Here is a 13,983-nt window from a genome sequence, read left to right on the forward strand (position 1 = left end):
GAAACTCCTTATTGGTCAGTCGATCTCGCTGATCGCTTGTTCCGGACAATTCTGAATCGCGTCCTTGGCGGCCTCTTCGAGTCCGGCGGGGACCTCGGCCGGATCCGCGACGGCCCAGCCGTCGTCGGTCATCTGGAACACCTCGGGGCACAGCGTCAGGCACATACCGTGACCGGCGCAGCGGTCTTCGTCGACGGCGACCCTCATCCGGCTGACTCCTCCTCCGGGCCCTTCACCACATCGAACTCCAGATGCAGTTCGGTGAGCCCGCGCAGGATGTAGGTCGGGATGTAGTTGTACCGCCGCTCGCCCGCGGGGCCGTGCTGGGCCTCGCTGATCCGGATGTCGGTGGTGCGGTCCAACAGCCGCTCGAGCCCGACGCGGGTCTCCGCACGGGCCAGCGGTGCACCCGGGCAGCTGTGGATGCCGCGGCCGAACGCCAGGTGCTGGCGGGCGTTCTTGCGCTCGGGGTCGAAGGCGTCGGGGTCGGAGAACCGGCGCGGATCCCGGTTCGCCGCACCGTTGATCACCATCACCGTGCAGCCGGCGCCCAGCGGTTGGTCGCCGACGGTGGTCGGCACCCGCGACAGCCGGAAGTCGCCCTTGACGGGGCTTTCGATGCGCAGGCACTCCTCGATGAAGTTCGGCAGCAGGCTGCGGTCCTCGCGCAGCCTGCGCTGGATGCCCGGGTTGTCGCCGATCACCTTCAGCGCGGTGCTCAGCAGCCGCACCGTGGTTTCCTGTCCGGCCGAGAACACGTTGGTGGCCACCCGCACGACGTCACCCACCTCGGGCACCGTGCCGTCCGGGAAGTTCGCGGTCGCCAGCCCGGTGAGCACGTCGTCGCGGGGGTTGGCCCGACGGTCCTCGACATATTCGGCGAAGACGTCGTAGAGGTATTCCAGCGGCGTCTTGGCCAGCGTCTTGTCGGCGTTGCCCAGACCGCTGCCGTGCGTGCCGCGCGCCAGCCGTTCCAGAAGCTCGGGGCGGTCCTCCTCGGGCACGCCGAGCAGATCGGCGATGACACGCAACGTGAACGGGGCCGCGAAGCCGGCGATGAACTCGCCCTCCCCCGGCGCCAGGAAGTCGTCGAGGATGTCGTCGGCGAGCTGCCACATCGCGTCCCCGTTCTCCTTGAGGCGCTTGGGCGTGATCAGCCGCATCAACAACGCGCGGTGGTTGGTGTGCGTGGGCGGGTCCAGCGTCGGAAGCTGGTCGCTGAACGGGATCTCGTCGCGGTGCCTTTCGATCAGCTCGGTGATGTCGCCGTCCTCATGACCTTCCAGCGACACCGGGAACCCGGGGAACGGACCGGTCACCGAGATGCACGAGGAGAACGCCTCCGCGTCGTTGTAGACATCGACGGCTTCCTGCCATCCGGTCACCATCGTGACGCCGTAGTGGTCCTCGCGGCTGACCGGGCACTTATCGCGCAGTGCCGCGTAGAACCGGTACGGGTCGTCGGTCAGGCGACCGTCCCGGAAGAAGTCCACCGTGGTGAGGTCCTCCGCCATGCGCTACTCCGTTCGACGATCTCTGCCTTTGAGAATGTGATTCTCGTCAGATAAGTATTAGATTTCCATAGCCGGACGTCGGCGTCAACGAGGGGGCTGTGCACCCGCCCAGCATCTCGGGCAGCTCACTGGATCGGTTCGTCCCCGAGGATGGTGGTGCGCAGCATCTCGCGCGGCGAGTCCGGATCGTATGGCGTCGCCCGGTGCAGCACGCCGCGGTTGTCCCAGATGACGGTGTCGCCGACCGACCACTTGTGGCTGTACACCTTGTCGGTCCCGGTGGCACGATCGAGAAGTTCAGCCAGCAGCGCCCGACCCTCCTCGACGTCCATCCCGACGACGTAGTCGGCCGACGCCCCCAGCACCAGCGATTTGCGTCCGCTGCGGTGCGTCCACACCAGCGGATGCTCATGGGTGGGCCGGGCCCGCCACCGCGCCAGCTGCTCGGGCGTCGGATCCGGGGTCACCCGGCGCTGGGACGCCTCCAGCGAGTGCACGACGCACAGCGACGCCAACTGCGCCTTCTCGTCGTCGCTCAGCGCGTCGTAGGCCCCGTAGGCGCTGGCGAACTGCGTCTCACCGCCGCGCTCGGCCACCTGTCGCGCCGAGAGCACCGTGGCCATCTGCGGGTACTCGTCGCCGGTGGGCGTGCAGCCGTCGATATGCCAGTCGAAGGTGGCGCGCAGATATGCCGCCGACGCGTTCTTCGTCTTGTCGAGCGTGACCGGATAGATTCCGGCGACCGGGTGGTGCCCGTCGGAGGAATGATCGATCTGGCCCAGCCGTCGGCAGAACGCGACCTGCGCCTGCGGGTCGAGGCGAAGGCCAGGAAAGACCAGCACGCCGTTGTCTTCGAGCGCCTCGAGCACCGCGGCGCCGAACGCGTCGTCGGACGCCAGCGTCTCGGAATTGAGCCCGGGCACCTCGGCCCCGACCGAGGACGTGAGCTTATTGATGGTCAGCAGACTCATGGCTGCACTTTCCGTCATGGCACCGGCGCGCTGACGCGGTGCATGACGGCGTCAGCGGAGTCGGCGGGTTTCTGGGTTCCGAAGATCTCGACGGCCATGGAGACCATGACCATCGAGTAGATGAGGTGCAACAGGTTCAGCACATCGTCGGGCAGGTCGTCGAGCGGGAACTTGTCGCAGTAGTCGATCGCCTCCTCGAAGCGCGGTGTGAACGCCTCGTAGAACTGCCGGATCTCGGCCATGGAGGTGTTCATCCGGGTGTCCCAGCGTTCGGCTTCTGTTGCCAGGCACCACTTCTGGGCAAACGGCTCGAATTCGGCGAACGCACTGGGGAGTCGGGGTTCGGTCATGGTCACACCCCCACCGGTTTACGCTCGGACTTGTACTCCTCGACCCAGTCGACGGCGACCTTGTGCAGGTGGCGCACCAGGATCTCCTGGTCGCTGAGCGGGAACTCGTCGACGATCGGCTCGTTCACGCCGTATTCCAGCGCCGCCTGCGTGCCGCCCAGCATCCCGGCATCCTGCAGGGCGAATTCCTTGAGCACCACTGCGGCAACTTCGTGTTCGACGCGCTCGCGCACGGTGCGGGCCGGGTGAAAAGCGGTGTACGCCTCGAACTTATGGGTGTTGTGCGAGGTCGGCCAGTACCGGTACAGCAGGTACCAGCCGTGGTAGATCAGGATCTCCAGGTTCGGGAAGATCTGGAAGTTCGTGATACCCCACGGCTCGATGCCGCCGGGGTTCAACCCGGCCGAGAAGTGCGTCTCCGGTGTGTGCCACGGCCCCACCAGGCCGCTGCGGGTGGCCCGTTCGACGGGATACATGTACTCCGGGTCCAGCAGCCATCGACGCGTGCCCGCGGTGGACACCAGCCGATGCGGCCCGTCGATCTGGAAATGACCGCACTCGAACGTCGCATTCGGTTGCCGCACAGCCGAAGGCACCTGCTGGGAGTGCAGCGAGGGTACGTGGTAGTACTCCTGGAAGGCATCGGCGAAGATCTTCCAGTTGCTGTTGTTGTGCGCCTCGAACTCGTAGCGCTCGGTCATCAACTCGAAGGGATAGTCGTCGAGCGCGGTGATCATCGGACCGAGGAACTCGCGCAGGTTCCACCGGGGCTCCGGATCGAAGTTGATGAAGATGAAGCCGTTCCACACGTCACAGTGCACCGGGCGCAGCCCGCGTTGCGAGGCCTCCAGGTCGAAGAACTCACCCTCCTGCTGAACGAAGGTGAGCGCGCCGGTGAGGTCGTAGCGCCAGCCGTGATACTTGCAGGTGAACTGCCGGCAGGTGCCCTTGACCTCTTCGTTGGGATAGTCGTTCCACACCAGCTTGTTTCCCCGGTGCCGGCAGACGTTGTAGAAGGCGCGGATCTTCTCGTCGCGGCCCTTGACGACGATCACCGAGACCTTGGCCGCCTCGATCTCCTTGGTGAAGTAGCTGCCGACCCGCGGCACCTCCTCGACGCGCCCGATGTTGAGCCAGGCCCGCTTGAACACGGCCGCACGTTCGAGTTCGTAGAACTCCGGTGAGGTCGAGTCCCGAAACGAGATCGGCCCGGTACCCAGCTCCGGGTAGTGCTCCGTCCAGCTGCCCTCCGCGGGCTTAGGCCACTTACCCATGCGAACCTCCCTGTGTCATTTGGAACCTCATCACATCACCGACCCGCCGTTGACTCCGAGAGTCTGGCCGGTGATGAAGCCGGCCTGGTCAGAACAGAGAAAACCCACCGCGGCGGCGATGTCGTCACCGGTGCCCAGGTGGCCCAGCGGGATGCTGGCGGCCATCTGGTCGTTGGACGGCAGATGCCCCGCGGCCTGCGACTGATGCTGCATGGGTGTCTCGATGCCCGACGGCGGAATGTTGTTCACCGTGATACCGGCCGGACCGTACTCGCGGGCAAGCGATTTGGTCAGCGACAGCAACGCGCCTTTGGAGGCGGCGTAGTGCGCCATTCCCGGTGACCCGCGTTGCGCGCTGGACGACGAGATCATCACGATGCGGCCCCAGCCGGCGTCGAGCATGTCGGGAACCGCGACCTGACAGCAGTGGAAGGTGCCGGTGAGGTTCACGTCGATCAGCCGCTGCCAGGCGTGCGGGGTGATCTCGGTGAACCGCGCGAAGTCCACGGCGCCCGCGCTGGTGACCAAGATGTGCACCGGCCCCAACTCGGCGCGCACCTTGTCGAACGCCGCCTCGACGGCCGCGCGGTCGCTGACGTCGACCGCGTGCGCGTGGGCGGTAGCACCGGTGGCGCGCAGGTCCTCGGCGACCCGTTGGGCCGCCTCACCGTTGAGGTCGAACACCGCGACCTTGTGACCACGTCTGGTGAGCTCATGACAGGTCGCTTCGCCCATTCCGGAAGCGCCTCCGGTAACCACCGCCACGCGGCTCATCGAATTCGCTCCATCGCAGGACCTTTCACCTCTACTCGTAGACCACGTGAACGGTTGGGCTGGTGGGCAGCGACTGGCAGGTCAGTACCCACCCCTCGGCCACCTCGTCGTCGTCGAGCGCGTCGTTGTTGAGCATCCTGGCACTTCCGCAGACGATGCGGGCCATACATGTTCCGCACGAACCGGTTTCGCACGACGACGGCGCACGCAGTCCGGCCATGCGCGCGGTCTGCAGCAGCGTGTTGCCTCTCCGGTAGTCCGCCGTGGTGGTCTTGCGATCCAGTTCGATGACGATCTTCTCGGTGACCTCGGCCGAAGCCGCGACCGCGTCACCGGGCACTGGCTCGACGTGAAACCGCTCGAGGTGCAGGCGGTTGCGTGGTACGCCGGATGTCAGCAGGGTCTGTTCGGCGGTGTCCATGAAGGGTCCAGGACCGCAGATGTAGTAGTCGGCATCAGCGCTCGCGTCGAGGAACGACCCGACTGCGGCGCGGCTGACGACGCCTGATTCGTCGTCGAAATGGTGTGTCACGGTGAGCCGCTCGGGATTGGCCGCGGCCAGCGTGGATAGCTTGGCAGCGAAGATCACCGATTCGCGGCTGCGGTTGGCGTAGAACAAGCGCATCCGGCGCGTCGAGTTCGCCAGCGCGCTGCCGATCAGCGAGAAGATGGGCGTGATGCCGCTACCGCCGGCGAAAGCCACGAGGTCACGCTCGCCCTCGCCGAGGACGAAACGCCCTTCCGGCGGTGCGACGGAGATCTCGTCACCCGCTGCGGCGGCGTCGTTCAACCAGTTCGAGACCAGACCGCCGGGATCACGTTTGACGGTGATCTGCAGTTCGTCGCCGCAGTTCGGGAACGACGACATCGAGTAGCACCGCTGGTGGCGGTCGCCGCCGACGTCGACCTGAAGCGTCACGTATTGGCCGGCCCGGTAACGAAAGCTCTGTGCACGGCCGGCGGGCACGTCGAGGACCAGCGACACGGCATCGCAGGTTTCCCGCACCACCCGCTTGATGCGCAGCGGCGCAAACTCCTCGGTCATCGCCGCTCACAGTATCAAGTACTTGTGATTGATCTCAAGGGCCAGTTCGTGCGGTCACGCGGGTTCGTATCGCAGCATCGTGACGTCGTACTCGGGATAGTCGAAGAACACCGGCCGCACCCGCATCCCCACCTCGAGGTCGGACGGGTCGACGTTGACCAACTCGGTGGAGAACCGCGGACCCTCGTCCCATTCGACGATGGCCAGCAACTGCGGCACCGCGTCGGCGAAGTGCGGCCCGACGGGGCGGCGCGCCACGGTGTAGGAGTACAAAGTGCCCATACCGGAGATCTCGCGCCATTCGAGGTCGTCGGCGAGCGTGCGCGGGGCGCGGACCCGCGGATAGAACACGTAGGCGTCCGAGGATGGCGAGTATTGGATCACGATGCGGTGCTCGCGCAGCGCATCCCAGAACGGCGCGGTGGTGGGCGTCTTGACCGGCATCGGACGCTCAAAGGTCGTCATCGTCAATCTCCTTCGAGGACCAGGGCGGTCTGTTCGGACAGGATCCCTCCGTTGCCGGAGACGAACGCGCGGTGGCAGTCGCGCACCTGGGCGGCGTCGGCGCGGCCCATGATCTGTCGGGCGGCGTCGCAGACGTGGTGCATGCCGCCGGCGAGTCCGGCCTGACCGAACCCGAGCTGGCCGCCCGCGGTGTTGAGCGGAAAGTCGCCGCGAAAAGTCAGGTCGTGGTCGGCGACGAACTTCATCCCCGCGCCCTTCTCGCAGAACCCGGCGTCCTCCAGGCTCAGCAGCACCGTGATCGTGTAGCAGTCATAGATCGACACCATGTCCATGTCGGCGCGTCCGAGTTCGGTCATCGCGAACGCGGTGTCGGCGGCCTCGGCGATCGGGGTGTGCAGCAGGTCGGCCGCGTAGGTCGGGGTCTTGAACGGCACGTGTTCGCCAAAACCCTTGACCCACACCGGACGGTGGCGGGTGCGCCTGGCGATGTCGGCGTTCGCCAGCACAACTGCGGCCCCGCCCACGCACGGCATCACGATCTCGAGCATGCGCAGCGGGTCGGCGATCACCGGGCTGGCGAGCACGTCGTCGACGGTGAGCGGCTTGTCCTTCCAGATGGCGCCCTCGGTGTGGTTGGCGTTGACCCGTTGGTCGACGACGATCTTGGCCATCGCCCGTTCGTCGTAGCCGTACACCGCGCCGTAGCGGGTGGCGACCTGACCGTACGGCCCGTTCTGGCCGAGGTTGCCGTAGGGGATCTCGAATTCCGCCTGCGGTGAGCCGTACTGGTTGCTCGACGAGCCGAAAAACACCGCGTCGACGAGCGGTTTGGGCTTCTTCTCCGACATCGGCGTGATGTAGCGCGCCGGCAACGCGCACAGCACCACATCACACAATCCCAGTTCGATCGCCGCCGCCGCGCGCCACACCATTGCCGCGGCGCTGGCACCGCCGAGGTCGACGAGCTCAGCGAAGTTGGCTCTCACGCCGAGGTATTCGGCGATGGTGGATGGTACGAAGATCTCGGATTCGCCGAGATGCGACGTGACGATCCCGTTGACGAGTTCACCCCGAAGCCCGGCATCGGCGAGCGCATCCGCCGAAAGCTCGGCCCACTGCTCGAGCGTGAACGGTGCGGGTGAGGCCTTGTTCATCCGCTCCGGTGGCAGTTCGACGTACCCGACGATGGCGGCTTCGCCCCGTAATCCCATGGTGGTCCTTCGCTGTGGTGACGGCTACTTGCGTGGTAAGCCGAGGATCATCTGCGCGACGATGTTGAGCTGGATCTCCTTGGTCCCGCCGCCGATCAGTTCGGCGGGCACCCTTAGATACGGTTGCGCGACAGGTGGATCGGATTCGGCGACCATAGCCAGCCGTCCGGTCGATCCGAGCGTGGTGGCGAACGTGCGGCGCAACAGTTCGTTCATCGCGATCTTGGCCACGCTGGAAGCGGCGCCGGTGGTCTGGCCGTCGAGCAGCCGGATGGTCTCGCGAACGCCCAGCGCCTTGATCGCGTGCGTGTAGGCGTCGAGCTCACCGAGTTCGCGCACCAGGTCGTCGCGCGTCTGCTGCTGCGACTTCGCGAGCCGGCGCAGCGCGGCCGCCCTGTCGAACTGCACGTATCCGCTGATCGCCGAACGCTCTTCGGCCATCGTCGCGATGGCCAGCCCCCATCCCCCAATGGGCTCACCGAGGAGCACCTCGTCGGGTACGAACACGTCGGTCAGAAAGACCTCGTTGAACTCCGTCTCGCCGCTGGCCTGTCGAATCGGCTGCACCTCGATACCCGCCGACCGCATATCGACGATGAAGTAGCCGAGCCCGCGGTGCTTGCGGACATCCGGGTCGGTGCGGGCGAGCAGCGCCCCGTAGTCGGCGCGATGCGCCGACGACGTCCAGATCTTGTGCCCGGTGATCTGCCAGCCGCCGTCGACCTTGGTGGCGCGCGTGCTCAGCGCGGCCAGATCTGAGCCAGCGCCCGGCTCGCTGAACAACTGACACCACGCGAGTTCGCCCCGCAAGGTCGGCGGGATCAGTCGGTGCTGCAATTCCGTCGAGCCGGCGCGGATCATCGACGGCAGGATCCATTCGGCGATCCCCAGCGACGGCCGCACCAAACCCGGGCGCCTGGCGAACTCCTCGTCGATGATGAGCTGCTGCAGCGGTGTGGCGTCGATGCCCCACGGCCGGGGCCACTGCGGTGCGATGAGCCCCGCCTCGGCGATGAGCGTGCGCTGCGCTCCGGTGGCGAAATGCTCGTAGTCGCCCTGCTTTCCGGGTCCGTCGTTGCGCTCGGCGGCGGCCGCGTCCAGCGTCTCGGCCACCCGTGCCCGAAAATCTTCTTCGGCGTCGCCGAGGTTTACCGCGAAGTCGCGTTCGGTATGTACGGTCGTCTCGCCCAGTCGCCGGGCCCAACTGCTTCTGGTGCCGATCGAACCGGCCAGGCTAGTGGCCCGTCGCCAGTGCACGTGCAGATCGTGTTCCCAGGTGAAGCCGATGGCCCCGAACATCGTCAGCGTGTCGAGCACCAGGCCCGGGCACGGCAGCACCGCCATGAGGGCCGCGCCGGCCGCCGCCATCCGAAGTTGTTCGAGGGGTTCGTCCACGGCCCGCACGGCATCCCACGCCGCCGCGCTGGCCAGCTCGCTGTTGACCAGCAACATCGCGGCATTGTGTTGCAGCGCTTGGAATGTGCCGATGAGCGTGCCGAACTGTTCGCGGGTGCGCAGATGTTCGGTCGCCGCGTCGACACACCACTGTGCGATCCCGGCGGCCGCACACGCCGCGAGTGCGACCGCGACGTATTCCGCGCGGTCGGCGTTGATGCCGTCGAGCGTCGCGGAGCCGGCGACCGGATAGTCGTCGAGCCGCAGGACCCCGATGTCGGTGAGCAGGTCGGTGCCGGCGACGGGTTGGGTGCTGGCCGATGCCTGCGCGGTGTCAACGGCTACCCACAGGGTCTCGCCGTCGTCGGTGCCGGCCCCGACCAGAGCGACACCGGCAGAACATATTCCGGCCGCCACCTCCGAGGCACCGCTGACCAGCCAGCCGTCGTCGCCGGTGCGGGCGTTGAAGTTTGCGTGCTGCGGCAGGATCAGTGCGGCCGGGGTTCCCCCGGCCAGCTGGGTGAGCAAGGTCTGCGCCGACGATGACGGGCGGGCGAGCAGTGCGACCGCGCCGGCCGTGACCGTCGGCACCAGCGGACCGGCCAGGCCCGCCTTGCCGGCGGCGTCGAGTACGCAGCCGGCGTCGAGCAGTTCACCGCCCTGGCCGCCGAAGCGCTCAGGTAGATGTACGGCGTGGAAACCGTTGGCGGTCAGATCGTCCCACCATGCGGGGCGCTCGCCGTTGGCCAGCGCGTCGAACGCCTCCCGGGTCGATGCCATCGGGGCGCGCCGCGCGGCGAACCGGCCGACCGAGTCGGCGAGTTCGCGCTGCTCCGGTGTGAGTGCCAGGCTCACAGCGCCTGCTCGCTGTTGGGGTAACTCATCGCCGCCATGGCCTTGATCGATACGCGTCGTCGTCGGAACCCAAGAGCCCGCTTGCGCCGATGACAAGCTTTTTCGTCACTGATGGGCCTCGGATCCCTCTCATCTTTACGAGACGAACCGTCTCGTCTTGCAAAGGCTAGTAGTTGCTGGCACCATCTGTAAAGGCCGTCAGATGCGGAGTCGTTCAGTGGTCACCGAAGCGCGCACCCCACGCCGCCGCAGCGAGAGATCTCGGGTGGCGATCGTCACCGCGACAAAGGAACTGCTGCTCGAGCGGGGATTCGACGGGCTCAGCATCGAGGCCGTGGCCGCGCGCGCCGGGGTCGGTAAGCAGACCATCTACCGGTGGTGGCCGAGCAGGCCCGCGCTCGTCGCCGACGTGCTGCTCGAAGACGCGGACAAGATCTTGCGCGCCGTCGAGCACACCGGAGATCTGACCGCCGATCTCAGCCGGTGGGCAGTCAAACTGGCGGCCACGCTCACCACCGCCCGAGGACACGCGATGCTGCGCATCCTCACCGTCGCCGGCCTCGAACACGAGGACACCCAAGCCCGCATGTATGCCGGCTTCAGCGTGCCGTTGCACGAAAGCGTGAAGAACCGGTTGTGCGCCGCCGGACTGGACGACGCGGCGGCGCAGGCCGCTGCGGACGCGATCGTCGGCGGGATCGTCTACGCCATCCTCAGCGAGGGCCGGTCCTTCCACCGCAGCCGCGCAGAGACGATCACCCGCACGGTCCTCGACGGAGCCGTGTCTTGATCGGCGCCTAGTCGCCGATGTGGTCATCGAAAAGCGTATGGCCCGTGCCCTTTTCCACCACACGTGCCAGCAGATCACGCAGCGTGCGCTGCTCTTCGGAGGTCAGTACACCGAAGACGTCCTCGTGGGCGGCGATCGCGTCGCTGACCACCGCGGCGGCCACCTTTCGACCCTCAGGGGTCAGGTAAGCCTTCAGAATCCGCGCGTGTTGAGGGTCTGGCTTGCGCTCGACCAGACCACGCTGCTCGAGCGCCTTCATCGCGAGCTGCACCCCCTGCGGGGTGATCAGCAGGCGACGTGCAAGCTCGGCACCCGAAAGGCCCGGCTCGTTGGTGAGCTGACGCAGCACACCGATCTGTGCGGTGCTGACGCCGTGCTGGCTCACCGCGTCGTTGACCGCCGTCAGCGAGAAGTACCAGGCCTGCTTGAGGTGCCACAGGATGTTGTCGGCCAGTTCCATGCCGAGGTCCTCTGCCACGACCTAGCTCCCATCGTGCTTGTAGATGCGGCCGTCCTTCATGACAAACCGCACGTCGAGCGTAGTCGTGATGTCGCGTGACGGGTCGGCGGGCACGGCGATGACGTCGGCGCGGTATCCGGGTGCGAGCCGGCCCAATTCGTCGTCGGCCTCGATCAGCTCTGCGCTCGTGATGGTCGCCGCCCGAAGCGCTTCCATCGGCGACATCCCCCGAGCCACCAGCGCACACAACTCTTTGGCGTTCTGGCCGTGCGGAATCGCCGGTGCGTCGGTGCCGCACGCGATGCGAACCCCGGCGGCGATCGCCTTCGGCAACATCGACTGCGCGCGCGGAAACACCTCTTCGGCCTTCTTACGCAGCTCGGGTGCGATCCGGTCGACGGCCATCGCTTCGGTCAGGTACGTCGTCGAGACCAGGAAGGTGCCGTGGTCGACCATCATCTGGATCGTCTCGTCGGAGGCCAGGAAACCGTGTTCGATGCAGTCGATACCGGCGCGGATGCACGCCCGAATCGCGCTGTCGCCCACCGCATGTGCGGCCACCCGTACGCCGGCGCGGTGAGCCTCGTCGGCGATCGCGGCGAACTCGTCGTCGGAGTACTGCTGGGCGCCGGGCGCGGTGCTATGCGACATCACGCCGCCGGATGCCGACACCTTGATCAGCTTGGCGCCGTGGCGGATCTGGTAGCGCACACAGGCGCGTACGTCGTCGACCCCGTTCGCGATGCCCTCGGCGACCGACAGCGGCATGATGCCGGGGGCCAGCCGCTGAAAGACCGTGGGATCGAGGTGTCCGCCGTACGGGGTCACCGCATGCCCGGCCGGATATATCCGCGGACCCACGTGCCAGCCCTGGTCGACGGCGCGCTGCAGGGCCACGTCGAGCAGATAGCCACCGGTCTTGACCATCAGGCCCAGGTTGCGCACCGTGGTGAAGCCCGCTTCCAGCGTGGTGCGGGCGTTGACCGCAGCACGCAGTGTCCGATACACCGGATCGTCCTGCACCCCGTGCATCGGGCTGGGCAGACCCTCCGGTCCGCCGGGGCCCCCGATGAGCAGGTTGAGTTCCATGTCCATCAGCCCCGGCAGCAGGGTGACGTCGCCGAGATCGATGTCTTGTGCCGGATCCTTGGGCTCCTCAACGGGATTGACCGCTGAGATCCGGTCGCCCTTCACCACCAGCACCGCCGGTGAGCGCACCTGACCGGTCTCGACGTCGGCCCAGCGCTGCGCCCGTAGAACGGTGACGGGGTCGGTCACGGCACGGGTTCGATTACGCAGTCAAGCGTGGAGGCGCCCGAATCGGGCACCCGCGGCTGCTTCCAGCACTCCACCGGGAAGGACACCATGATCATCGAGTACAGCAGGCGCATCAGGTTGAGAACATCCTCGGGCATGTCGTCGAGGGTGAACTTGTCGCAGTAGGTGAGCGCCTCCTCGGCGCGGTTAGTGATCGCATCGTAGAACGCCTGCATGTCGGTCATCGAACTGGCCAGCCGCTTGGCGTAGCGCTCCGGCTCGGTGGCCAAGCACCAGTCCGAAAACGGTTCTAGGTCGGCGAATTCCGGTGGCAGCTTTGCGGTCATCGGACTACACCCCCGCCGTCTCGCGTTGGTACTGCTCGACCCAGGCGGCGGTCTCCTTGTGCAGGTGACGGATGAGCACCTCCTGATCGCACAGCAGAAAGTCGTCGAGCACGCGCGACTCGATCATCGACTGGGTGGCCTCCAACGTGTTGGCGTCCTGCAGGCCGTACTCCTTGAACGATACTGCGGCCAGTTCCTGCGCGACGCGTTCGCGCGGAGTGCGGGCCTCGGGGAAGTACAGGTTGCCTTCGAAGATGTGGGTGTTGTACGACGTCGGCCAGTAGTGGTAGGTCAGGTACCAGCCCTGGCCCCAGAACAGCATCGTGAAGTTCGGGAACAGCTGGAACGAGTCCAGACCCCACGGATCGCATTTGGCCGGGTTCAGGCCGGGTGGCATCTCACCGAGATCCGGTTTGTCCCATGGCCCGAACAACCCGCTCTGGCAGATGTCCTCGATCGGTTTGCGCATCTCCTCGGACATCTCCCAGGCCCGCACACCAGAGGTGCTGACCAGTCGGTGCGGACCTTCGATGCGGTAGTGCGGTGCCTCGAAACCGGCTTCGGCCGCGGCCTTGGAGTACGCGGTGGGCGACTGGTTCGCATGCAGTACCGGTGCGTGGTAGAACTCCTGGAACGCATCCATGTACAGCTTCCAGTTCGCTCCGATCTCCGAGCGATAGGTGAACCTCGTGGTCAACTTTTCGAACGGATAGCCCTCGAGATCGAGGATCATCGGGCCGAGGAACTCACGCAGCGACTGTTCGGGGTACTTGGCGAAGTTGACGAAGATGAAGCCTTCCCACACGTCGCAGTGCACGCCGACCAGACCGTAGCGGCTCTTGTCGAGGTCGAAGAACTCGCCTTCCTGCTGCACGAACGTCAAGTTGCCGTCCAGGTCGTAGCGCCACGCGTGGTACTTGCAGGTGAACTGCCTGCAGACGCCGCTGGTTTCCTCGAGTGGCATGTCGTTCCACACCAGCTTGTTGCCGCGGTGACGACAGATGTTGTGGTACGCCTTGACCTCTCCAGAGGTGGTGCGCACCACGATGATCGACGTGTTGGCGACCTTGATTTCCTTGGTGAAGTAGCTGCCCTTGCGTGGAAGTTGTTCGACGCGGCCGACATTGAGCCAGGCCCGCTTGAAGATCGCCTGGCGCTCGGCCTCGTAGAACTCGGGGCTGATCGAGTCGTCGTAGGACACCGGTTCGGTACCCAAGTCCGGATAGTGCTCGGTCCAGCTGCCTTCGGGAGGTTTGGGGAATCGGGCCATTGGCT

15 protein-coding genes are annotated in these 13,983 nt (G+C 66.3%); 1 reads left to right on the forward strand and 14 read right to left on the reverse strand.

Translation table 11 applies throughout. The features are described from left to right. Positions 1-15: 15 nt before the first annotated feature. From ABQF13_RS24220 to ABQF13_RS24265, 10 genes are all read right to left on the reverse strand, one after another. Positions 16-207 carry a ferredoxin gene (locus ABQF13_RS24220; protein WP_448395347.1) on the reverse strand — a complete coding sequence of 64 codons (192 nt, stop codon included), beginning with the start codon at positions 205-207 and terminating at the stop codon, positions 16-18. Continuing rightward, entirely contained in the window at positions 204-1,514 is a 1,311-nt protein-coding gene (locus ABQF13_RS24225) for a cytochrome P450 (protein WP_448395348.1), read from the reverse strand. Before ABQF13_RS24225 ends, ABQF13_RS24220 begins: the two co-directional genes overlap by 4 nt. Before the next feature lie 125 nt (positions 1,515-1,639). Then, a complete protein-coding gene (locus ABQF13_RS24230) occupies positions 1,640-2,485 on the reverse strand; it encodes a TauD/TfdA dioxygenase family protein (RefSeq protein WP_448395349.1) in 846 nt (281 codons plus the stop codon). Positions 2,486-2,499: 14 nt separating this feature from the next. Beyond that, entirely contained in the window at positions 2,500-2,835 is a 336-nt protein-coding gene (locus tag ABQF13_RS24235; RefSeq protein WP_448395350.1) for a hypothetical protein, read from the reverse strand. A 2-nt stretch (positions 2,836-2,837) separates the two neighbouring features. Next, positions 2,838-4,109 carry an aromatic ring-hydroxylating oxygenase subunit alpha gene (locus ABQF13_RS24240; protein WP_448395351.1) on the reverse strand — a complete coding sequence of 424 codons (1,272 nt, stop codon included), beginning with the start codon at positions 4,107-4,109 and terminating at the stop codon, positions 2,838-2,840. 30 nt (positions 4,110-4,139) lie between these two features. Then, entirely contained in the window at positions 4,140-4,883 is a 744-nt protein-coding gene (locus ABQF13_RS24245; protein WP_448395352.1) for an SDR family NAD(P)-dependent oxidoreductase, read from the reverse strand. Positions 4,884-4,914: 31 nt separating this feature from the next. After that, on the reverse strand, positions 4,915-5,928 hold the full coding sequence (locus ABQF13_RS24250) for a 2Fe-2S iron-sulfur cluster-binding protein (protein WP_448395353.1): 1,014 nt from the start codon (positions 5,926-5,928) through the stop codon (positions 4,915-4,917). A 54-nt stretch (positions 5,929-5,982) separates the two neighbouring features. Further along, positions 5,983-6,393 (reverse strand): Zn-ribbon domain-containing OB-fold protein, encoded by a 411-nt coding sequence (locus ABQF13_RS24255; protein WP_448395354.1) that lies wholly within the window; start codon positions 6,391-6,393, stop codon positions 5,983-5,985. Between the two features lie 2 nt (positions 6,394-6,395). Then, positions 6,396-7,604: a thiolase family protein gene (locus ABQF13_RS24260; RefSeq protein ID WP_448395355.1), complete on the reverse strand. Its 1,209-nt coding sequence runs from the start codon at positions 7,602-7,604 to the stop codon at positions 6,396-6,398. A 24-nt stretch (positions 7,605-7,628) separates the two neighbouring features. Beyond that, positions 7,629-9,854: an acyl-CoA dehydrogenase family protein gene (locus ABQF13_RS24265; protein ID WP_448395356.1), complete on the reverse strand. Its 2,226-nt coding sequence runs from the start codon at positions 9,852-9,854 to the stop codon at positions 7,629-7,631. A gap of 202 nt (positions 9,855-10,056) precedes the next feature. Here ABQF13_RS24265 and ABQF13_RS24270 point away from each other — a divergent pair, with 202 nt between their 5' ends. Next, a complete protein-coding gene (locus ABQF13_RS24270) occupies positions 10,057-10,644 on the forward strand; it encodes a TetR/AcrR family transcriptional regulator (RefSeq protein WP_448395357.1) in 588 nt (195 codons plus the stop codon). 7 nt (positions 10,645-10,651) lie between these two features. Here ABQF13_RS24270 and ABQF13_RS24275 read toward each other — a convergent pair whose 3' ends face one another. Genes ABQF13_RS24275 through ABQF13_RS24290 form a run of 4 tightly spaced genes read right to left on the reverse strand, consistent with a single transcriptional unit; the run spans position 10,652 to position 13,978 of the window. After that, positions 10,652-11,104 carry a MarR family winged helix-turn-helix transcriptional regulator gene (locus ABQF13_RS24275; protein ID WP_448395384.1) on the reverse strand — a complete coding sequence of 151 codons (453 nt, stop codon included), beginning with the start codon at positions 11,102-11,104 and terminating at the stop codon, positions 10,652-10,654. 21 nt (positions 11,105-11,125) lie between these two features. Then, the gene (locus ABQF13_RS24280; RefSeq protein WP_448395358.1) at positions 11,126-12,382 is read right to left on the reverse strand and encodes a metal-dependent hydrolase family protein; all 1,257 of its coding nucleotides are present in this window, start codon (positions 12,380-12,382) and stop codon (positions 11,126-11,128) included. Beyond that, positions 12,379-12,708: a hypothetical protein gene (locus ABQF13_RS24285; protein WP_448395359.1), complete on the reverse strand. Its 330-nt coding sequence runs from the start codon at positions 12,706-12,708 to the stop codon at positions 12,379-12,381. Before ABQF13_RS24285 ends, ABQF13_RS24280 begins: the two co-directional genes overlap by 4 nt. Before the next feature lie 4 nt (positions 12,709-12,712). Further along, positions 12,713-13,978, reverse strand: a complete 1,266-nt coding sequence (locus ABQF13_RS24290) for an aromatic ring-hydroxylating oxygenase subunit alpha (protein WP_448395360.1) — start codon at positions 13,976-13,978, stop codon at positions 12,713-12,715. Between the last annotated feature and the right edge of the window lie 5 nt (positions 13,979-13,983).

It is taken from the genome of Mycolicibacterium sp. XJ879, assembly GCF_053483935.1.